Origin of the sequence: Rhizobium beringeri (genome assembly GCF_004306515.1) — a bacterium.
Taxonomy (GTDB): Bacteria; Pseudomonadota; Alphaproteobacteria; order Rhizobiales; family Rhizobiaceae; genus Rhizobium; species Rhizobium beringeri.
Genome location: NZ_SILG01000004.1, coordinates 457,708 through 476,781, shown reverse-complemented (window position 1 = coordinate 476,781; position 19,074 = coordinate 457,708). Strand labels below are relative to the sequence as shown.

The window sequence follows — 19,074 nt, the reverse complement described above, 5'->3', positions numbered from 1 at the left end:
CTGCCGACGATCCGGAAGGACATGAACGTCACAGCAGCATTGAGGCTCCACGATCGATATAGGTATCCAGGAATTGTTCGAGGCGGGGGTTTCTCGGTCGTTTGAAGACGTCCTGCGGCGGGCCGGTGAACAGCACCTTGCCGTGATCGAGAAAGATGATCTGCTGGCCGACCGTCGCGGCAAATCCGATCTCGTGGGAGACGACGACCATCGTCATACCCTCGGCGGCGAGATCGCGCATGACGTTGAGCACCTCGCCGGTCAGTTCGGGATCGAGTGACGAGGTCGGCTCGTCAAACAGCATGATCTTAGGGCTCAGAGCAAGGGCGCGGGCGATGGCAACGCGCTGCTGCTGCCCTCCGGAGAGCTGTGACGGATAGTGCCCGGCCCTGCCCTCCAGGCCGACCTTGACGAGCTGGGCCATTGCCCGCTCTTCCGCATCCTTGCGGCTCATCTTGTGAACCGTCTTCAGCGCCTCGCTGACATTGCCGAGCGCCGTCATATGCGGCCAGAGATTGAACTGCTGAAAGACCATCCCGATCTGCGATCGAATCTGCCGGTTGACCGCCGCCGGCACCCGCTCACGGACACCCTTGGCATTTTCCGCAAAGCCAAGCACCTCGCCGTTGACGGTAATCGTCCCCTTCGTCGATTCCTCCAGAAACGCCATGCAGCGCAGCAGCGTACTCTTGCCGGATCCCGACGGACCGATGACGCAGGAAACTTGTCCCTGCTCGATTTCGAGGTCGATGCCGTGCAGCACGGTGGAGCCGCCGAACGTCTTGACGAGATTTTTGACTGCGATCGCAGGAACGCTCATATGTTGAAAAACCTGAATCTGGTGAGTTTCGTTTCGGCGAGATGGCCGAGCCAGCCGGTGATTTCGACCAGTACCCAATAAAACAGCGCAAGCACGAAGAGCGCCTCGACGAAAGCATATTGCTGCGAGCCGATGGCGCTGAGTGTCGCCGTCAACTCCGGCACGGTGATGATGGACAGAACGGCCGTCTCCTTCATGAGGATGATCGTCATGTTGACGGAAGGCGGCAACACCAGCATGGTCATCTCCGGCAGCAATATGCGCCGGATGATCTGTCCTTGTGTCAGGCCAACGCACAGGCCGGCCTCGATATGTCCCTTGGGGACGGCGGCAAAGCCCGAGCGGAATATCTCACTGAAATAAGCCGCGCCATAGATGGAAAGGCCGACGATGCCGGCCGGGATCGGATCGAGCGACAATCCGACGAAGGGGCCGCCATAATAGACGAGGAATATCTGAATCAGGAAGGGCGTGCCGCGCAGCACTGCGATGACAAGGCCGAACGCCCTGTCCAGCAGCACGCCGCCAAAACGTCGCGCGACAGCGACAAGGAAACCCAGTACGGCAGCGGCAAGAGTGGTGACGATCCAGATCAGGATGGTGACCCACGCACCGTCGAGGATCTCCGGCAAGTTGCTGAAAATCACATTGGTATCGAAGGTCATCGCGGCACTCCTGGCAGGGAGCGTTCGATCAGGCCGCCCGCAAGGGCAACGATCCAATTGATGATGAGATAGATCAGGCCCGCGGAAGCGAAAATCTCGAGCGGCAGGAAGGTGCTGCCGGCAAGGTCCTGAGCCATGCGTGTCAGCTCGACGATTCCGACGACGGAGACCAGCGAAGACGCCTTCAGAATAAGGATCGCTTCGTTGACGAGCGCCGGGAAAGTCAGGCGCAGGGCGATCGGCGCCCTGATACGGCGGAAGATCTGAATGGGAGTCATGCCGACCATTTCGGCAGATTCGACCAAGCCTACGGCAACGCTGGCAAAACCACCGCGCAGATTTTCAGCCTGATAGGCTGCAGTACACAAGGACAGGCCAACCACGGCGGCAACGATGCTCGGCACGTTGATGCCGATCACCGGCAGCAGATTGTAGATCAGCAACAGCTGGACCAGCAGCGGTGCGCCACGAAAGAAACTGATGAAAATCTGCGCCGGCAGCACGAAAAGCCGTTGCCGTGAGAGCAGCATGGCTGAAATGACGATCGCGATCGCAAAGCCGATCAGGATGGAAACCACGCTGATCGTCACCGTGTAGATCGAGGCTTGCAGAAGCAGTTCGAATAGCTTGATGGACATGGGCGGTATTTGCCTGGGCGCTGCGGCCGTGAACTCTGATCCCACGGCGGATTGCGCCCCGACTGATGGCGGGGCGCGTTCGTTTCACCAGCGGCTAATCAGAATGCCGGATCCTTGACAGCATCAGGCGTATCGAAAGACGCGCCAAACCACTTCTTCTGCAGCTCCGCCATACGTCCGTCTGCCTTGATCTTGAGCATCGCTGCATCGATCGCATCCATCAGGGGCGCATGATCGGCATCCTTGAGACCGATGAAGCCGAAATAGGACTTCTTTCCGAATGGCGGCAGAACAACTTCGAACGTGCCTTTTCGCTGGCTGGCGACGAAGGCGATATTCGGCAGCGAGTTGGCAACGCCGGCAATGCGGCCGGCGGCGAGATCGGCGTAGGATTCGGTAAAGGCTGGATATTCGCGCACGTCGACTTTGGTCGGCAGCGTGCCGGAGAATTCCTTCAGCTGGTCGAGCTGTGCGGTTGCTTTGCCGACACCGATCGTCTTGCCGGCAATATCTTCCGGCTTGCTGATCGTCGTGTCGCCAGCCTTCTTCAGAATGGCAATCGTCGCTTCGGCGATCGGCGGCGTGAAGCGATAGCGCTCCATGCGCTTCTTGGTGATCGTTGCAGGACCTGCAACGACATCGAACTTGCCGGCCTCGAGCGCGGGGAAGACGCCGTCCCAGGGAAGCGCGACCCACTCGATCTTGACGCCGAGTTCCTTGCCGATCTCGGCAAAGAGGTCGACGTTCAAGCCGGTATGTTCACCGGCATCGATATAGTCGAACGGTGCGAAAGCCGTTTCGGTGCCAACTTTGAGGGTGCCGGCTGCCTTGACGGCGGCCAGCGTGTCGGCTGCATGGGCGGAAACGGCTGCTCCGAACAGGAACGCAGCGCCGACCAGACCCTTCAGCAGTGAATTTGCCTTCATGATCATCTCTCCAGTTTTATTCCCCCGGCGGAGGAGTTTTGGTTCCCGACTTCGATTTCCTCTGCGCGGATTTCTATGCTCCGCTTTTGACTATACAAATAGATATAGGCGGGCCTAGAGTGTCAATGTAAAAGACGAGGAACGCAAAATTTATGCCGGGTGGCGTCGATCTCGCTCGCATGACCGTTCCGGAATTTATGTCGTTGTCGCCGGATGAGGTGCGGGCCTAGTGTCGATTTATCAGCATATTTTCACGGATATCGAGACGAAGATCATCAGCGGCGATTGGCGACCCGGTGACCGTATTCCCGTCGAACACGAACTCGCGGCGGAATATCGTTGCTCGAGGATGACTGTCAGCAAGGCGCTGTCGGCGCTCGCCGAGCGCGGCATGATCGTCAGACGGCGCAAGACAGGTTCGTTTGTCGCATCGCCCCAGATCGACCGCACGGTGATGGATATCCAGGATATCAGCACCGAAGCGGAACTGGCCGGGCACGAACACCGCTTCGAAATCCTCGCCCGCAAGATCGAGCGCCTTGGAGAGGCGGAGGCGCAGCAGCTGTCGGAACCTGCCGATGCAGAAATCCTCAGGCTTCAATGCCTGCATATCGTCGATGGCAGACCGAATGCCATCGAGCGGCGGATCATCATGCTCGATGCTGTCCCGCGGGCGAGAGAGGAGAGCTTTGCTTCAATTCCGCCCGGCAAATGGCTGCTTGACGAGGTTCCCTGGTCCAAGGCCAAACATGTCATTCGCGCCGTCTCGGCCGACACCACGACGGCGCGGATCCTGCAGACGGAACGCGGCGAGGCCTGCCTTAGCCTCATCCGCCAGACCTGGCAGAACGGTCGTACGGTGACCTATGTCGAGTTTACCCATCCAGGCGACCGGTTCCAGTTTGCGGGGACGTTTCATCCGACGGCAAATTGAGTTCGACGCAAATCACGAGAGGTTCTGCAAGTGACCGATGAGCGCCTCAAGGCGATCCCGCTGAAAAGTCTGCAGGCGTTCGAGGCGGTGGGGCGTTGCGGCGGCGTGACGGCCGCGGCACTGGAGCTCAGCGTTTCGCCGGGGGCCATCAGCCAGCAGATTCGCAAGATAGAGAGCTTTCTTGGAATTTCGCTTCTGGAGCGCAGCGGACGAACCGTCGAGCTGACCGCCTGGGGCCGGCTCTACCATCAGGAGATATCGAAGGGATTCGAGCAATTTGCGCTCGCCCAGCAACTGTTGGAAAAGGCGCGCAACGAGACGGCGTTGGTGCTCAGTGCGCTTTCCTCCGTCGTCAACAAATGGATCGGCAGGCGGATCTTCGACTGGCAGGCGCTTCATCCCGAAGTTCCAGTGAGGATTATCGGACGCGACAAAGAGCCCCGCATCGGCTTCGACGATGTCGATTTCCGCGTGAGCTACGGGTCGGACGTCCTCCAGCACGAACATTATACCGAACTGTTTCGCGATTGGGTCGTCCCGGCCTGTTCGCCGGCGCTGATGCAGGATCGCGCGCATGCAGCTCGCGATCTTTTCGAACAGCCCCTCCTCCACGTCGAGTGGGAACGGCACTTCACGCCCTACCCCAGCTGGGCGGAGTTTGCCGCTAAGGCCGGCGTCTCCTTCGATGCGTCGACGCCGGGCCTTTCCTTCACCCTGTCGAGCAGTGCAATTGACGCGGCCGTCAACAAGCGCGGCGTCGTGCTCGCACAAATGTCGATGATATCGGATGAGCTTGAGGCGCAAACGCTCGTCATTCCGGTCGACATGCGCATTGCACTGCGTGAAAGCTATTTTCTCGCCTGGGACCGTGCGGCCTTGCAGAAGCCCCACGGGCGCGAATTCCGCGATTGGCTCATTGCCATTTCCCGTCAGCAGGCTTCGGCATCGGCTCCTGCTGCATAATTTCTCAAATCGGAATCGATTTGAGAAATTATGCATCGATTCAAAAATGTTACAGCGTCCTTTGCGCGTCAGAAAAGACGCGGCGCTATTAAGCCAACACTTTAGAAAAACTAAAACGGAACTCAGCTTCGCGATATTGATGAACATTTGCGCCTGGCGATAATTTGCGCAGTCGCCTTCAAGGGGCGGCGTGGCGGACAATGGCAGGAGAGCCCAATGGCGCGGACCGACAAGATGAAACTCGGGACTTTTGTCTATACGTTCGGCTTTCATCCGGCCTCCTGGCTGCATCCGGCAAGCGACGTCAATGGCGCCAACGACTTCGCTCATCTGCTCGATGTCGCCAAGCGATCCGAGGCGGCCAAATTCGATTTCATGTTCATGGCGGATTCTCCTGCCGCCGCCGTCGGTGATCCGAACGCGCTTGCCCGCATTCCGACCAAGATGAACCGCTTCGAACCCCTCTCGCTGCTCTCGGCTCTGGCGGTTACCACCAATGATCTCGGTCTCGTGGCGACGGTGTCGACGAGTTATTACGAGCCATACAATGTCGCGCGTCTCTTCGCCTCGATCGACCATTTGAGCAAGGGGCGTGTCTGCTGGAATGTCGTCACCTCCGATCACGACGAAACCGGCTACAACTTCAACCGCGAGGGGCTCGACCCGCATACGCTGCGCTACGAGCGCGGCAACGAATTCGTCGATGTCGTGTTCGGTCTCTGGGACAGCTTCGAGGAAGGTGCACTGCTTCTCGACCGTGAAAACGGCGTCTACTACGACAAGGACAAACACCACACGCTCAATCACAAAGGCAAGCACTTCCAGGTTCGCGGACCCCTCAACATCGCGCGAACGCCCCAGGGCCGTCCTGTCATCGCCCAGGCGGGCGGTTCGGAACCCGGAATGGATATGGCGGCACGCACGGCCGAGATCGTCTTCAGCCTCGCATCGAATATCGACCGAAACCGGACCTTCTACGAAAACGTCAAGAGCCGGATGCCGGCCCATGGGCGCGATCCGGACGATCTGAAAATCATGCCGGGTATCGTGATCAACGTCGGTGAAACCGAAGCCGAGGCAAAGGCGAAGGTCGACTATCTGATCGACAAGATGCATCCGGATGTCGGCCGGCTGATGCTCTCCGAATTTCTGGAAGCGGACCTACGCGACGTGGCGCTCGACAAGCCTTTCCCCATGGATCGGCTGCCGGCGGCGCCAAAGGGATCACGCGCCCTGTTCGACGAGCTGGTCGATTTCGTGAGAAGCGGCCACACCGTCGGCGAACTCATCCGGCACTATGCCGAGAAGCATACCGGAAATGGCATCACAGGCACGCCGTCCCAGATTGCCGACTTCATGGAGGAGTGGTTCGAGACGCGCGCCGCCGACGGCTTCATCCTGATGTTTCCGACCTTGCCGTCCAGTCTCGACGATTTCGTGCGGCTTGTCCTGCCCGAGCTTCGGCGCCGCGGGCTGTTTCGCGAGGAATACGAGGGCAAGACCTTGCGTGAAAACCTCGGTCTTTCAATGCCTGTAAACCGCTTTGCCAAAACGAAAGAGCCAGCCCGATGAGTGTCGAGGCTTTGATCAGCGAGGCGGACTTCAAGTTTTCGATGCGTCATCTGGCGGGTGCGGTGAGCGTGATTACGGTCGGCGACGGGCAAGACCGCACCGGCTTCACGGCAACGTCGGTCTCCTCGCTTTCAGCGGAGTTGCCTTCGGTCATCGTCAGTGTCAACCGAGCGTCTTCCTCATGGCCGGCGCTGCAACGATACGGCTGCTTTTGTGTCAACGTGCTCGCTGCCGACCAGCAGCAGGTGGCGCAAGCCTTTGCCGGTCTTGACGGGCGAAAGGGCGCCGAACGCTACCGTGATGCGGGATGGTATCGCCTCGAGACCGGCGCGGCGGTCCTGGACTGCAAGCTCGAAACCGCATTCTACTACAATTCCCATGCCATTTTGGTCGGACATGTCTGCGCGATTGAGATCCGGCAGGACATAGGACCGCTGCTTTACTGGCGCGGTGGCTATCACCAACTTCCGCCAGAAGATAATCGCAGCGGCCTAGCGAAGGCGCTCGGACAATAGCCCAATCGACGCGACATCCGCATTGGCAAAGGCAAGTCTGAGGTAACGCTCCTGCCCTTCCCCGAAATAGGCGCCGGGTAGGCAAACGATGCCGGATTCCTTGGCGAGTTTTTCGGCAACTTCTGACGACGATCGATCGGCGTGGGGATGGCGGACAAAGGCGAAATAGGCGCCGATCGCTGCGATCTCCCAATCCGGCAGCCCGGAGAAGACCAACCTCAACGCATCCGCGCGGCGGGCGATCTCCAGCTGGTTGCCGGCCCGCCACCCGGCGAGCGCCGGAATGGCCGATGCAACGGCGATCTGGGCCGAGCGCGGTGCACAGATCTGCATATTGTCCATCACCTTGGCGATCTCGGCGATGAGTTTGGGGCCTGCCGTGATTGCACCCAGTCTGTGACCGGGAATGCAGAAGGATTTCGAAAAGCTGTAGAGAAGAACGAGCGTGTCCTCCCAGCCCGGCTCGGAGAGAAGAGAGTGCGGCGGTCCGTAATTCTCGCCGAGAAAGTCTCGATAGGTTTCATCGAGGATCAGCCAGGCGCCATATTTCCGGCAGAGAACAAAAAGCTCGTGAAGCAGGCTTGGTGGATACACGGCTCCTGTGGGATTATTGGGGGTGACGACGGCGAGCATCTTCGCGCCGGCCGCAAGTGCAGCCTCGGCTGAACTCAGATCGGGAAGAAAGCCGACGGTGGGGTCGCAATCGACCAATCGACGCCCGATCCCCAGCATCGACAGCGTCGTGTCGTGATTGAAATAGAAGGGATTGGTGAGCGCGATCGTATCGCCGGCGCCCGCAAGCGCGATCGCTGCGCACATGAACGCCTGATTGCAGCCGGCGGTAATGTGGATATTGCCGGCGGAAAGCTCGGCGCCGTAAAGCTCGGCAACGTGAGCCGCGTAGATCCTGCGCAACAGAGGTTCGCCCTCGATCGGCCCGTATCCCGTCATCGCCTGTTGTCCGGCCGCCTCGGCAAGAAGCCGAAGCATCTCCGGATGCGCGGGATAGCCAGGCACGGCTTGCGACAAATCGATGAGCGGCCCCTTTTCTCCTTTGTATTCGCGGCTCCAGGCGACGACGGAAGGAATGGGCGGGGCAGAGAGGCGGGCAACGAGGGAATTGGGTTTTGCAGCGATCATATCGATTTCTCTTTGATACCGATTGCTACAACGATACCAATTGTTTTCTCAACCTCTTTGTCTGACGAGACGGACCTGAAGCGGAGACACATGCGTATGGTGTGGGACAAAACGCGGCTGGAACAGCTGCGCGCAGAATTTGCAGACGCCAATGGCGGCGAGATATTCGACGAGAAGTTTCGCAAAGTAGCGGAGAAGATCATCTCCAAGAGCGGCACGAGACTGGCGCCCTATGCCGGAGTGCCGACCTTCCTCAGCGCGCCTTACATGCAGGTCGCGGCCGATGATCCGGATTTCGGCAATCTCCAGGTTGCGATTACCGGAATCCCCATGGATCTTGGCGTCACCAATCGCCCAGGCTCGCGTTTCGGACCGAGAGCACTTCGCGCCATTGAAAGGATCGGCCCGTACAATCATGTTCTCGCCACGGCGCCGGTCTTCGATCTTCGGGTCGCCGATATCGGCGACATATCGTTCCAAAGCCGTTACCGGCTGGAACTCAGCCATGACGACATCGAAAAGCGCATCGGCCAGATCGTCGATGCTGGCGTTGCCCCGCTTTCCGTCGGAGGCGATCATTCCATCAGCCACCCGATTTTGAAGGCCATCGGTCGGCAGCAACCGGTCGGCCTTATTCATATTGATGCCCATTGCGATACAAGCGGCGCTTTCGATCAGACGAAGTTTCATCACGGTGGGCCGTTCCGCAATGCGGTGCTGGACGGCGTGCTCGATCCGACACGGACTATCCAGATTGGCATCCGTGGTTCGGCGGAATATTTGTGGGAATTCTCCTATGCGTCGGGAATGACCGTGATCCACGCAGAGGACATCAGCGGAATGGGGATTGCGGCCGTCGTTGCCAAGGCAAAATCCATCGTCGGCGACGGCCCCACCTATCTTTCCTTCGACGTCGACAGCCTCGATCCGAGCTTTGCGCCTGGCACGGGCACGCCCGAGGTCGGTGGATTGACCACGCGTGAAGTCCTTGAACTGATACGCGGGCTGAAAGGGATAAACCTGGTGGGGGGTGATGTCGTCGAAGTTGCCCCGCAATATGACGCAACGACCAACACGGCGCACGCCGCAGCACAAGTGCTCTTTGAGATTCTGAGCCTCATGGTGTTTAGTCCCTCGATCGGCAAACGCTAAGGCCAACCTCTCGGTCATCTCCATGTCATTCGTGGCGATGAGCAGTATTGCTGCGAAGGTTGCATCGCCACACCAGGCTCTAGCCAACGCCCCTCAAGAATTCCTCGGTCTCCATGAGTTCGAGCTGCACGGAAAACCGATCGTGCAGAAGTTCCAGTGACGCGTCATGCGTATCGTCGGCGCCGCTGCACACGGCGTCTCTTAGGACGATGACACGATAGGCGAGATCAATTGCGCCGAGGGTCGTGGCCAGCACGCAGACATCCGTTTCACCGCCCGTTATCACAAGCGTATCGACCCGCTCCGACTGAAGGATCGGATGCAGGCGGCCGTCGATCCAAGGCGAATAGGTGCGCTTGTCGAAGCGCCTTGCCGGCGGAACCAGCAATGCCAGCGACGGGGCGAGATCGATGAAGCCGCGCGGAAGATGTTCGCCCGTCATCATCCACCATTTCTGGTAATAATCCCGCCATTTCCCCGGCATGTCGTCCGCACGCTCGGGCGGCAGGAAGCGGGTAAAGATCGTTCGGGAGGGATGTCGCCCGGCCAGCTCTTCGATCTGGGGAGAGATCCGTGCCATCCAGGGAACGTGCCACGGCGTGTCTTCGGCAAACATCCGCTGCATGTCGACGCAAAGGTGCCGCCATTCCCCGACCTCGCCCATCACATCCTCCACTCGGTCTTCGGGCGTCAACCGCGGCGCGGGGTGAAAGTTCCCCTAACCGGCGCAAGATCAGAAGCCTCTCAGGCGACAGCGCTCTCCGCTTTCCGGAAACTATCAAGGTCGCGAAGAGGAACCGGTTTGGAGAAGAAATAGCCTTGGAGGTCGGTGCAGCCGAGGGCGGCCAGAAAGTCGCGTTGATATTCGGTTTCGACCCCTTCAGCTGTCGTCGAGATACCGAGGTTCCGGCTGAGCGCGACGATGGCGCCAATGATGGCCGCCCCGTTGGCTTTCGTACCGAGCTGTGAGACGAAGGAACGATCGATCTTGATGCGGTCGATATCGAAGCGCAGGAGATGGCTGAGGCATGAAAAGCCGGTTCCGAAATCATCGAGCGAAATCTGCACACCCCGGCTGCGCAGCGACTTCAGCACCGTATAGACGTCCGAATTATCCTCGATCAGCGAGGACTCGGTGAGCTCGAGCTCGAGCCGGGACGGCGGCAGGCCGCTCTCCTGGAGCACGGTAAATACTTCCTCGGCAAAATTTGGTCTCCTCAACTGGGCAGGAGACACGTTGACCGCAACAAATGTGTTTTCAGGCCATTTGCAGGCGGCTTTGCAGGCTTCGCGCAATACCCAGAAACCGAGAGCGTCGATGAGGCCGCCCTCCTCGGCGACAGGGATGAAGCTGGCAGGCGTCAATAGTCCGCGCTGACTATGACGCCAACGCACGAGAGCCTCCGCGCCCGACGCCGGGTATCCGCCGCCCTCGGCGCGATGTACCGTTTGGTAATAGACCTCGAGCGATCCGAAGTCCGGCTTGTTCGCGATCGGATCGGATTGTGGACCGTCAGCAGATGAGGCTGTGCCTTTGGCCAGAACCTCCCGCAATTCGTTCTTGAGAATGTCGCGCGCATTCCGGCCGCCGTCCATGGACGGTGAATAGACACGCCACTGGCCTCTGCCGCCCATCTTTGCCTCGTACAGCGCCACGTCGGCGTAGCGCATGATGTCATCGGCATTCCGTCCGGCGTCCGGCACGACGGTCACGCCGATCGAGCCGCCGACCCGTGCGACCGCCTCACCCCTCAAAAGCGGGAAGGGCTTGCCAAGTTCGGCAACGATTGCTTCGCATATTGCCGGCAAAACCTGATCATGATCTTTGATGTCCCGGAGAAGCAGGGCGAATTCGTCCCCTCCGAGCCGGGCAAGCGTGTCGCCCGGACGAAGCAGGGAGTGGATCCGCTCCGCAGCCATCCTGATGAGTTCATCCCCGGCGGCATGGCCGAACGTGTCGTTCACGGCCTTGAAGCGGTCGAGGTCGAGAAGCGCGACAGCCGAGCGCTCGGCCGAATTCTTCGTCTCGACCAGGCACTCGTCGAACCTCATCGCGAACAAAGCGCGGTTGGGAAGGCTCGTGAGCACGTCATGCAAGGCAAGCTGCCTTGCATGCAGCTCGCTTTTCTTCAACTCGCCGAGACTGCTTCGCAGGCGCACCAGCAAGACCGAGAACAGGATCGCGATCACCAAGGCGGCTATCGAAAGCGCCGGCATCAATCGGCCGATCACCCTCGAACCTGGAAGATCGGGCCGCCATACGATGAAGCCGATCGGTTCGCCATTTGCCGTGGCGTCAATCTGGAACGCAACCTCGTTTTCGTCTGCATCGGCCGTGCGCGCAAAGCGCGCGCCGTTGAGGCCCTGTTGCCGGCTCAATTCATCCAGCGCCGCACCATCGATAAACCTGACGACGATCAGGAATTGCCGCATCGTCTGCTGCTGCCCCTCATCGGGTTCGTTGATGGCGACGACACCGACGATCGTCGGCCGACCTTCCAGCCGCATCAGATTGGCCAACGCAGTGTTGGAGCGTCCTGGGCTCGCAAGGCGGTTTTCCATCGAGGACGGCGTCCGTTCGTTGGAAACCGTGCCTTGTCTCACCCCAAGGCGGGCATCCTGAAGCAGAGGCAAAAAGAGAGGCTTCATCCAGCGATAACGCTTTTCCGTTTGGGCGTCCGCCAGCATCAGCAATTGAGCCTTCTCGTCAACGACAAAGGCCTGATCGTAGCCGAAGGCGGACATTGCGGTCTGGCTGATCGCACTCCCGGCGGCCGCTGTCAGAACCGCATCGAGGCTGGAGGAGCCTCCGGTTGACCGGGCAGCCGGATAAACACGTGTAAGGTAGCCGTTGCCGAACTGGCCGATAACATGCGCGACTTGATCGACCTGTTCCAGCAGGCGCGCATTTACAAGCTGGCGCTGTCGATCAAGGGCGGCAGCATCGCTTTCGGTTCCTGCCCAGAGCGCCGAGAGTACGACAAGTCCGATCGCTCCAAGCCCGCTGACGGCAATCAGAATGAGAATTCTTCCCGAAGCGATCCAGGATTTCTGAAACGTGTTGGAGCTGGAAGGAAGAACGATGTGCAAGCCTAGACCCCTGAACACCACGACACGGGCGCATTCATCGACGCTAACAAAGAAGCGTTCACGTAGAATTAAAGGCTGCGGCGCACGATGGGGCGAGATCGACTATGCCCCAAGGAGCTCCCGACGATGTTGCGCATATCCATTCAGACTATACTGCGCGGAGTGCTGATGGCGGGCGGGATGGGTATTTTTTTGGCCGCGACCTCGCCGCTCGAGGCGGCTGCGCAAGATCGCATGCCGATGAGAGTTGCCGTCGAAGGTGCATTTCCCCCCTTCAACTATCTCGATGCAAATAACAAGCTTCAGGGCTTCGACATCGATATTGCCAATGCGCTGTGCGAGGTCGGCAAATTCGAATGCCAATTTATCATCGAGAAGTGGGACGACATCATCCCCGATCTCATTGCCGACAAATACGACGCGATCATCTCATCCATGTCGATGAGCCTTGAGCGGCGTCAAAAGGTTGCCTTCACTGAAAAATACTACAACAGCCCCTCGGTGTTCATCGCCCGGAAGGATTCGTCGATCAGCGATGTCAGCCCCGCCGCTCTCAGCGACAAAATTCTTGGGGTGACATCGTCGACAGCGCAGGAATCCTATGCCAACCATCTTTATCCGGAAATGAAAAAGACGGTGTTTCGGTCTTCGCCGGAATTGTACAAAGGCCTGGCGGATGGGAGCGTCGACATTATCCTCGAGGATAAACTCGCCATCTACGACTGGATTGCCAACACTAAGGCAGGAAGCTGCTGCGAATTCAAAGGGCCGGATCTGGTCGACGTCACATATTTCGGTGAGGGTGCCGGCATCGCGCTCCGCCTGGATGACAAGGAGCGTCTGACGCGCCTGAACGAAGCGTTGAAGAGCATCAAGGCGGATGGGACCTACGACATGATCAACGCAAAATATTTCCCGTTCAGCATCCAGTAATTCGTCAATCAAATTGTCATGTGGTGAATGCGGAATGGCCGGTTTTCCGCCGGCCATTCCTATTGGGTAAAGTCCTCAGTCGTAACCGCTACGCAGCTTTCGCGACCTCTCCATGCGGATCGAGGACATATTTCGTCGCCGCTCCCTGGTCGAAGCTCTCATATCCATTGGCGGCATCGTCGAGCGGAATGACCTTGGCGTTGACGATATCGGCAATTGGCAGTCGGTCGTGGAGGATTGCCTGCATGAGCTGACGATTATATTTGATCACCGGAGTCTGGCCGGTGTGGAAGGACTGCGCCTTGGCCCATCCGAGGCCGAAGCGGAGCGACAGATTGCCGTGTTTGGCGGCGTTGTCGACGGCGCCCGGATCCTCGGTGACGTAGAGGCCGGGAATGCCGATCGAACCCGCGGCACGGGTAATCTCCATCATCTGATTGAGGACGATCGCCGGCTGTTCCCCACCGGAATGGCCGCGTGCCTCGAAGCCGACCGCATCGATGGCGCTGTCCACCTCGTTGGTGCCGACGACCTGCGCGATCATATCGCCAAGACGGTCACTCTTCGACAGGTCGATCGGTTCGAAACCGACTTTCGCTGCATGCGCCAGACGGTCCTTGTTGAAATCACCGATCATCACGACAGCAGCGCCGAGAATGCGAGCCGAAGCCGCAGCCGCAAGACCGACAGGGCCGGCGCCTGCGACGTAGACGGTCGAGCCGACTCCAACGCCTGCCCGCACCGCGCCATGGAAGCCGGTGGGCAGAATGTCGGAGAGCATGGTGAGATCCCGGATCTTCGCCATTGCCTTGTCCCGATCAGGGATTTTCAGCAGGTTGAAATCTGCGTAGGGAATAGTGACGTAGCGCGCCTGTCCGCCGATCCAGCCGCCCATGTCGACATAACCGTAAGCCCCGCCGGCGCGGGCCGGGTTTACCGTCAGGCAGACGCCGGTATCCTGCGACTTGCAGCAGCGGCAGCGGCCGCAGGCGACATTGAAAGGCACCGAAACGATATCGCCGATGTCGAGCATCTCGACATCGATGCCTTTCTCGATGATCTCGCCGGTGATTTCATGACCGAGGACCAGGCCCGGCATCGCTGTCGTGCGGCCGCGGACCATGTGCTGATCGGAGCCGCAAATATTGGTGGATATCACCTTCAAAATCACGCCGTGTTCGATGCGGCGGCCGTCGGGCGCTTCCAGCTTCGGGTCGTCGATGTCGCGAACTTCGACCTTGCCCGGCCGGAGATAGACGACGCCTCTATTTTTGCTCATGGATTCCTCCCACTTGTGAATGCCTCGATCTGCAACCGATGCAGTCGATGGCAACCTTCCCTCCGGCCTGCCTCCTCTGCAGTCCGGTGTCTACAACACGAGGATACCGCCGCATCGGGCGATATTCGAATTTTCAAAACGGACAGATTGGATGAGAAGAGGAGTGAACGCCACGGTTTTCACCTGTCGTTCCGCTCGTGATCGTCTGCCGCAATCCGTCGATTTGCTGTGCCAAGAGCTGGTTTCCGGCTCCAGAATCTCCTTTCGATCCATCTCGATATCTTTCCGGATGTCTATCCGGCGATTTCCTTGAGGATTTCAGTTCTTCTACCGCTGCGGGGCAGCGCCGGCGTCAGGCCAGCGTCCCAATGGTCCATTTCGCCAGTTTGCGAGATAGCGCCTTGAACACCACAAGCAAACCATGCCTGACGGAAAACAGCGATCAAGAAAACGACATGGGCGCAACTCAAAGACGACAGTCGGCAAAGTCGCAATGGCGCTGCGTAGCGGAAATAATTGATCCCGCGAATACGGCGGTTTTCCGGATCGTCCCGGAAGATTTAATCGCCGCCTAAAGGCTTTAGGCGCGATGCGGCCGGCGGCTGCGGTTGAAGTCGATGGCCGTGTGCCAGAGCACGGCGCCAAGGATGATCGCACCGCCGAAAAAGGTGGCAATGGGCGGTTGCTCGGAAAACAACAACCAGACCCAGAAAGGCGTGAGCACGATTTCGATCGTGCCGATCAGCGCCGCTTCCGCCGGCGGCATTCGTTTCGCCCCGGCAAGGAAGAGCACGAGCGCCAGGGAGAAATTGGTCGCACCGAAGGCGGCGAGAACGATCCAGTTATGCAGGTCGAGCGAGCCGACTGAACCGAACGGGGCAAAGATAGCAAGCGTCAGGAAGGCGCTGACGACGGTCGGCGGTAGGCTCGGGACGCCGGGATTGACGCGCGGAATGATGATGACGAGCGCGAAGGACGCGGTCATGCCGAGCGCCAGCAGATCGCCGAGACCAGTCCCGCCGCCGATCGACGAGGCGACGATGACCGCAACGCCGAAGAGCGAGATACCGCCGGCAATCAGCGTCCGCCTGGAGACCCTCTCCCTGAGGATGACCCAGCCGAGCAGGGCCGCGATGAAAGGCGCGGTCGCATAGATCATCGTCACATTGGCGACGGTGGTCATGTAAAGCGCCCCGATGAAGCACACCTGACTGAAGGTCTGGCATGCGATCATCGCAAGACCTGTGGGATGGAAGACGGATCGCCATTGCTGCCGTGAGATGCCCCCTTCGAGGAAAAGGCAGGGGATCAGCAGGAACAGGCCCCCGAACAACGATCGCCAGGCAATCGCCGTCCATACGTCGGTCGTCAAGAGTCGCGAATAGACACCGCTCGCGCTCCAGGCAAGTGTCGCGGCAACGATGAGAAACACACCCTTCTCGTGCTCGCTGCCTGCGAGGCGTCTGGCCGGATTTTCAATGGTCACGCAGATATTCTCAAAGAAGGAAGTCGAACGCCGCTCTTTTCTGCGCCAAGAATTGACATCAGACAAACGAATAGTAGAGATAGCTATCATCGATTTTTTCTATGGCTAACCCATGCACGAGCCGATTGAGAGCGACCTGCTCAGAACCTTCCTGGTCGTTGCCGAGACCTCCAATTTCTCCGCGGCTGCCCAGCGCATCGGGCGGACGCAATCGGCTGTCAGCACCCAGATCAAGCGGCTCGAGCAGACGATCGGCGAAACCCTGTTCGAGCGGGGCGCTCGCGGCGTGCTGCTGACGCGCCAGGGCATACAGCTCGTCCCCTATGCCCGAAGGATCATCGATCTGTTGAGCGAGGCAGCCGTAACGATCCGCAGCAAACCGCTGGATGGGCCGGTGCGCATCGGAATTCCCGAGGAATACAGCCAGACGGTGCTGCCGGCGGCGCTTGCGGCTTTCGCCGTACGCCACCCGGCCGTCGAGGTCACCGTGTCCTGCGACTACACAGTCCGCAACCTGGCCGCCCTCGAGCGGGACGAGCTCGATCTGGCCGTCGTTTTCGACTGGAGCGATGAGACCAAAGGCGAGGTCATCTGCATCGATCCGACAGTCTGGGTCACATCGATGGTTCATCGGTTGCACGACATCGATCCCCTGCCGATTGCGACCTATCGCAACTCCACCTGGTCACGCGATTACGCGCTCCGGTCGCTGGAGCAGATCGGCCGCAACTACCGGATCGCATTCATCGCCGATACGGGCTCGGGGCTGAAGAACGCCGTGATCGCAGGCCTTGCCGTCACCACGCTGTGCCGAAGCAACATCCCGTCCGGCTGCCGGGAACTCACTGCCGAAGACGGTTTCCCGCCGGTCGATTCCTCCAAGGTGGTGCTCCGTCGGAGCACGTACCGTTCCAGCGAGGCTGTGCGCGAACTTGCCGAAATGATACGGGATGCGTTTCAGCCTATGCCCGCATCTCCGATGGTGTGATGCGGCGGCGCAAGCGGCGCCGGGTCTCGGACGGGCTTTCGGAAAAACTCGCGCGGTAGCTTCTCGCAAAGGCAGAGGCCGAGTTGAAGCCGGTCGCCGCCGCAATGTCGGCGAAGGAGGCAGTTGTCTCGATCACCTTGCGGCGGGCAGCATTTAAGCGCAGCGCGAGATAATGCACATGCGGCGGCGCGCCGATACTCTGCTGGAAGAGATCCTGCAGATGCCGGGCGCTGATGCCCACCCTGCGGGCGAGCCGCGTGAGAATCAGAGGCTGCTCGATATGCTCCTCCATCAGTCGCACCGCTTGCGCGACACGGGGATCGTGCATGCGCAATCCAGCCGAGGCTGCGGAAAGCGACTGATCCGCATGGAAGGACGGCTGCTCGTAACGGAACAGCCGGCTGACCTCGAGCGCCAGCGAATAACCCTGCCGCTGCCGGATCACCTCTAGCATCAGGTCGACGGTCGGAAGCGAACCGGAGGTCGTCAGCCGCTTGCCGTCGATGACGAAGCGATCCTTGACGGCCCGCACCTCGGGATAGGCCAGCGCGAAATCCTCGTAATCCTCCCAGTGGACGGTCGCCGGCAGTCCGTCGAGCAGGCTTGCCTCCGCCAGCAGCCATGTGCCGGACTCGATGCCGGCAATCACCGTGCGATAGCGGGCGGCCTGGGAGAGCTGCATCTTGAGCGCCGGCGTCGCACTGCGGCGCCAGTTGTAGCTGGCAAGCACGAACAGCGGCGTATCCTCGGTCGTCGCCTTGAAAGCGCCTTGCGCGGGCACGGCAATATTACTGGTGGTCGGGACCGGTGCTCCGTCCGGCGTGAGCAGCCGCCAGCGATAGAGTTCGCTGCCGGAAATGCGGTTGGCGCCGCGCAGCGGCTCGATCACTGAGGCGATCAGGATCAGGTTCGCGTCCGGCAGGACGAGAAGGTCGATATCGAGCCGTTCCGTCGATCGCTGCAGCAAGGCCACCTCCAAGTTCCGATAATGTATCGATTGCTTCCGAAATTGCAACGCATCACCATCCATCCTGTCGCGTAATGCTGACAAGACGAGGGAGAACAAAAGCATGCCTCTTGCGATGAACCGCGATGTCTTCATCACCTGTGCCGTCACCGGCGCCGGCGATACGGTTTCCAAATCCAGCCACGTGCCGATCACTCCCAAGCAGATCGCCGATTCCGCCATCGACGCGGCAAAGGCCGGTGCGGCGGTCGTTCACTGCCATGTCCGCGATCCGGAAACGGGTGCTGCCAGCCGCCGCAACGACCTCTACAGGGAAGTCACCGACCGCATCCGCTCGGCCGATGTCGACGTCGTCCTCAATCTCACCGCCGGCATGGGCGGGGACCTGATCTTCGGGGACGTCGAAAGCCCCCTTCCCCTCAATCCCAAGGGCACGGATATGGCCGGCGCCACCGAGCGCGTCAGCCACGTCGCCGAATGCCTGCCTGAGATCTGCACGCTCGACTGCGGCACGATGAACTTCAACCTCGGCGACTATGTCATGACCAACACGCCGGCCATGCTGCGGGCCATGGCAAAGAAGATGACCGATCTCGGCGTCCGCCCCGAGATCGAGGCCTTCGACACCGGCCACCTCTGGTTTGCCAGGCAGCTTGCCGAGGAAGGCCTGATCGAAGACCCGGTGCTGATCCAGCTCTGCATGGGCATTCCATGGGGCGCGCCCGACGATCTCAACACCTTCATGGCGATGGTCAACAACGTGCCTGAGAGCTGGACCTTCTCGGCCTTTTCGATCGGCCGTAACGCCATGGCCTATCCGGCGGCAGCCGTTCTGGGTGGTGGCAACGTGCGCGTCGGCCTGGAGGACAATCTCTTTGTCGGCAAGGGCCAGCTCGCCACCAATGCGCAGCTCGTCGAAAAGGCCGTGCAGGTGGTCGAGGGCATGGGTGCCCGGATCATCGGCCCGGAAGACGTTCGCAAGAAACTCAAACTGACGAAGCGCTGA

At 59.9% G+C, this 19,074-nt stretch carries 19 protein-coding genes and 1 riboswitch; of the genes, 9 read left to right on the top strand and 10 right to left on the bottom strand.

All coding sequences use genetic code 11. The features are described 5' to 3' along the window. Nucleotides 1-28: 28 nt before the first annotated feature. The 4 genes from ELH03_RS31830 to ELH03_RS31815 form a co-directional block, all read right to left on the bottom strand. Complete coding sequence (locus tag ELH03_RS31830; protein WP_130767354.1) at nucleotides 29-820, bottom strand: amino acid ABC transporter ATP-binding protein; 792 nt, start codon at nucleotides 818-820, stop codon at nucleotides 29-31. Further along, a complete protein-coding gene (locus ELH03_RS31825; protein ID WP_128411186.1) occupies nucleotides 817-1,485 on the bottom strand; it encodes an amino acid ABC transporter permease in 669 nt (222 codons plus the stop codon). Before ELH03_RS31825 ends, ELH03_RS31830 begins: the two co-directional genes overlap by 4 nt. Then, the gene (locus tag ELH03_RS31820) at nucleotides 1,482-2,123 is read right to left on the bottom strand and encodes an amino acid ABC transporter permease (RefSeq protein WP_130767353.1); all 642 of its coding nucleotides are present in this window, start codon (nucleotides 2,121-2,123) and stop codon (nucleotides 1,482-1,484) included. Before ELH03_RS31820 ends, ELH03_RS31825 begins: the two co-directional genes overlap by 4 nt. A gap of 98 nt (nucleotides 2,124-2,221) precedes the next feature. Further along, nucleotides 2,222-3,049 (bottom strand): transporter substrate-binding domain-containing protein, encoded by an 828-nt coding sequence (locus ELH03_RS31815; RefSeq protein WP_128400741.1) that lies wholly within the window; start codon nucleotides 3,047-3,049, stop codon nucleotides 2,222-2,224. A gap of 229 nt (nucleotides 3,050-3,278) precedes the next feature. On the opposite strand from ELH03_RS31815, the gene hutC reads away from it, so the two are divergent. The 4 genes from hutC (at nucleotide 3,279) to ELH03_RS31795 (ending at nucleotide 7,033) form a co-directional block, all read left to right on the top strand. Then, the gene (gene hutC / locus ELH03_RS31810) at nucleotides 3,279-3,983 is read left to right on the top strand and encodes a histidine utilization transcriptional repressor HutC (RefSeq protein ID WP_128400740.1); all 705 of its coding nucleotides are present in this window, start codon (nucleotides 3,279-3,281) and stop codon (nucleotides 3,981-3,983) included. Nucleotides 3,984-4,013: 30 nt separating this feature from the next. Beyond that, on the top strand, nucleotides 4,014-4,946 hold the full coding sequence (locus ELH03_RS31805) for a LysR family transcriptional regulator (RefSeq protein ID WP_128400739.1): 933 nt from the start codon (nucleotides 4,014-4,016) through the stop codon (nucleotides 4,944-4,946). Nucleotides 4,947-5,162: 216 nt separating this feature from the next. Next, on the top strand, nucleotides 5,163-6,518 hold the full coding sequence (locus tag ELH03_RS31800; protein ID WP_130767352.1) for an LLM class flavin-dependent oxidoreductase: 1,356 nt from the start codon (nucleotides 5,163-5,165) through the stop codon (nucleotides 6,516-6,518). Beyond that, nucleotides 6,515-7,033, top strand: coding sequence for a flavin reductase family protein (locus ELH03_RS31795; protein WP_130767351.1), 519 nt, complete (start codon nucleotides 6,515-6,517; stop codon nucleotides 7,031-7,033). Before ELH03_RS31800 ends, ELH03_RS31795 begins: the two co-directional genes overlap by 4 nt. Here ELH03_RS31795 and ELH03_RS31790 read toward each other — a convergent pair. After that, nucleotides 7,010-8,173: an aminotransferase gene (locus ELH03_RS31790; RefSeq protein ID WP_128400736.1), complete on the bottom strand. Its 1,164-nt coding sequence runs from the start codon at nucleotides 8,171-8,173 to the stop codon at nucleotides 7,010-7,012. The genes ELH03_RS31795 and ELH03_RS31790 overlap by 24 nt on opposite strands. Before the next feature lie 96 nt (nucleotides 8,174-8,269). Between ELH03_RS31790 and speB the strand changes: the two genes are divergently transcribed. Next, nucleotides 8,270-9,325: an agmatinase gene (speB, locus tag ELH03_RS31785; RefSeq protein WP_128400735.1), complete on the top strand. Its 1,056-nt coding sequence runs from the start codon at nucleotides 8,270-8,272 to the stop codon at nucleotides 9,323-9,325. 79 nt (nucleotides 9,326-9,404) lie between these two features. Here speB and ELH03_RS31780 read toward each other — a convergent pair whose 3' ends face one another. Then, the gene (locus ELH03_RS31780; protein ID WP_128400734.1) at nucleotides 9,405-9,989 is read right to left on the bottom strand and encodes a cysteine hydrolase family protein; all 585 of its coding nucleotides are present in this window, start codon (nucleotides 9,987-9,989) and stop codon (nucleotides 9,405-9,407) included. Nucleotides 9,990-10,069: 80 nt separating this feature from the next. Next, on the bottom strand, nucleotides 10,070-12,436 hold the full coding sequence (locus ELH03_RS31775; protein ID WP_130767350.1) for a putative bifunctional diguanylate cyclase/phosphodiesterase: 2,367 nt from the start codon (nucleotides 12,434-12,436) through the stop codon (nucleotides 10,070-10,072). 105 nt (nucleotides 12,437-12,541) lie between these two features. Between ELH03_RS31775 and ELH03_RS31770 the strand changes: the two genes are divergently transcribed. Continuing rightward, nucleotides 12,542-13,348: an ABC transporter substrate-binding protein gene (locus tag ELH03_RS31770; RefSeq protein ID WP_128400732.1), complete on the top strand. Its 807-nt coding sequence runs from the start codon at nucleotides 12,542-12,544 to the stop codon at nucleotides 13,346-13,348. Nucleotides 13,349-13,436: 88 nt separating this feature from the next. On the opposite strand, the gene fdhA is transcribed toward ELH03_RS31770, so the two are convergent. Beyond that, entirely contained in the window at nucleotides 13,437-14,627 is a 1,191-nt protein-coding gene (gene fdhA, locus ELH03_RS31765) for a formaldehyde dehydrogenase, glutathione-independent (RefSeq protein WP_020047878.1), read from the bottom strand. 219 nt (nucleotides 14,628-14,846) lie between these two features. Continuing rightward, nucleotides 14,847-15,046: riboswitch (cobalamin riboswitch) on the bottom strand. Between fdhA and ELH03_RS37620 the strand changes: the two genes are divergently transcribed. After that, the gene (locus ELH03_RS37620; protein WP_164902033.1) at nucleotides 15,029-15,202 is read left to right on the top strand and encodes a hypothetical protein; all 174 of its coding nucleotides are present in this window, start codon (nucleotides 15,029-15,031) and stop codon (nucleotides 15,200-15,202) included. Its footprint overlaps the riboswitch before it by 18 nt. 5 nt (nucleotides 15,203-15,207) lie before the next feature. Here the strand turns inward: ELH03_RS37620 and ELH03_RS31760 are convergent, their stop codons facing one another. After that, nucleotides 15,208-16,113 (bottom strand): DMT family transporter, encoded by a 906-nt coding sequence (locus ELH03_RS31760; RefSeq protein WP_130767349.1) that lies wholly within the window; start codon nucleotides 16,111-16,113, stop codon nucleotides 15,208-15,210. A gap of 112 nt (nucleotides 16,114-16,225) precedes the next feature. Between ELH03_RS31760 and ELH03_RS31755 the strand changes: the two genes are divergently transcribed. Next, nucleotides 16,226-17,101: a LysR substrate-binding domain-containing protein gene (locus ELH03_RS31755; RefSeq protein WP_128411190.1), complete on the top strand. Its 876-nt coding sequence runs from the start codon at nucleotides 16,226-16,228 to the stop codon at nucleotides 17,099-17,101. Here ELH03_RS31755 and ELH03_RS31750 read toward each other — a convergent pair. Next, complete coding sequence (locus tag ELH03_RS31750) at nucleotides 17,076-18,074, bottom strand: GlxA family transcriptional regulator (protein ID WP_130767348.1); 999 nt, start codon at nucleotides 18,072-18,074, stop codon at nucleotides 17,076-17,078. The two genes, ELH03_RS31755 and ELH03_RS31750, sit on opposite strands and share 26 nt — an antisense overlap. 97 nt (nucleotides 18,075-18,171) lie before the next feature. On the opposite strand from ELH03_RS31750, the gene bcoG reads away from it, so the two are divergent. Then, entirely contained in the window at nucleotides 18,172-19,074 is a 903-nt protein-coding gene (gene bcoG / locus ELH03_RS31745; protein ID WP_130767347.1) for a 3-dehydrocarnitine:acetyl-CoA trimethylamine transferase BcoG, read from the top strand.

Bases quoted from the DNA above. Each gene is read 5' to 3' on its own strand.
- ELH03_RS31830 (WP_130767354.1), bottom strand. From the start codon at position 820: ATGAGCGTTCCTGCGATCGCAGTCAAAAATCTCGTCAAGACGTTCGGC.
- ELH03_RS31825 (WP_128411186.1), bottom strand. From the start codon at position 1,485: ATGACCTTCGATACCAATGTGATTTTCAGCAACTTGCCGGAGATCCTC.
- ELH03_RS31820 (WP_130767353.1), bottom strand. From the start codon at position 2,123: ATGTCCATCAAGCTATTCGAACTGCTTCTGCAAGCCTCGATCTACACG.
- ELH03_RS31815 (WP_128400741.1), bottom strand. From the start codon at position 3,049: ATGAAGGCAAATTCACTGCTGAAGGGTCTGGTCGGCGCTGCGTTCCTG.
- ELH03_RS31800 (WP_130767352.1), top strand. From the start codon at position 5,163: ATGGCGCGGACCGACAAGATGAAACTCGGGACTTTTGTCTATACGTTC.
- ELH03_RS31795 (WP_130767351.1), top strand. From the start codon at position 6,515: ATGAGTGTCGAGGCTTTGATCAGCGAGGCGGACTTCAAGTTTTCGATG.
- ELH03_RS31790 (WP_128400736.1), bottom strand. From the start codon at position 8,173: ATGATCGCTGCAAAACCCAATTCCCTCGTTGCCCGCCTCTCTGCCCCG.
- speB (WP_128400735.1), top strand. From the start codon at position 8,270: ATGGTGTGGGACAAAACGCGGCTGGAACAGCTGCGCGCAGAATTTGCA.
- ELH03_RS31780 (WP_128400734.1), bottom strand. From the start codon at position 9,989: ATGGGCGAGGTCGGGGAATGGCGGCACCTTTGCGTCGACATGCAGCGG.
- ELH03_RS31770 (WP_128400732.1), top strand. From the start codon at position 12,542: ATGTTGCGCATATCCATTCAGACTATACTGCGCGGAGTGCTGATGGCG.
- fdhA (WP_020047878.1), bottom strand. From the start codon at position 14,627: ATGAGCAAAAATAGAGGCGTCGTCTATCTCCGGCCGGGCAAGGTCGAA.
- ELH03_RS31755 (WP_128411190.1), top strand. From the start codon at position 16,226: ATGCACGAGCCGATTGAGAGCGACCTGCTCAGAACCTTCCTGGTCGTT.
- bcoG (WP_130767347.1), top strand. From the start codon at position 18,172: ATGCCTCTTGCGATGAACCGCGATGTCTTCATCACCTGTGCCGTCACC.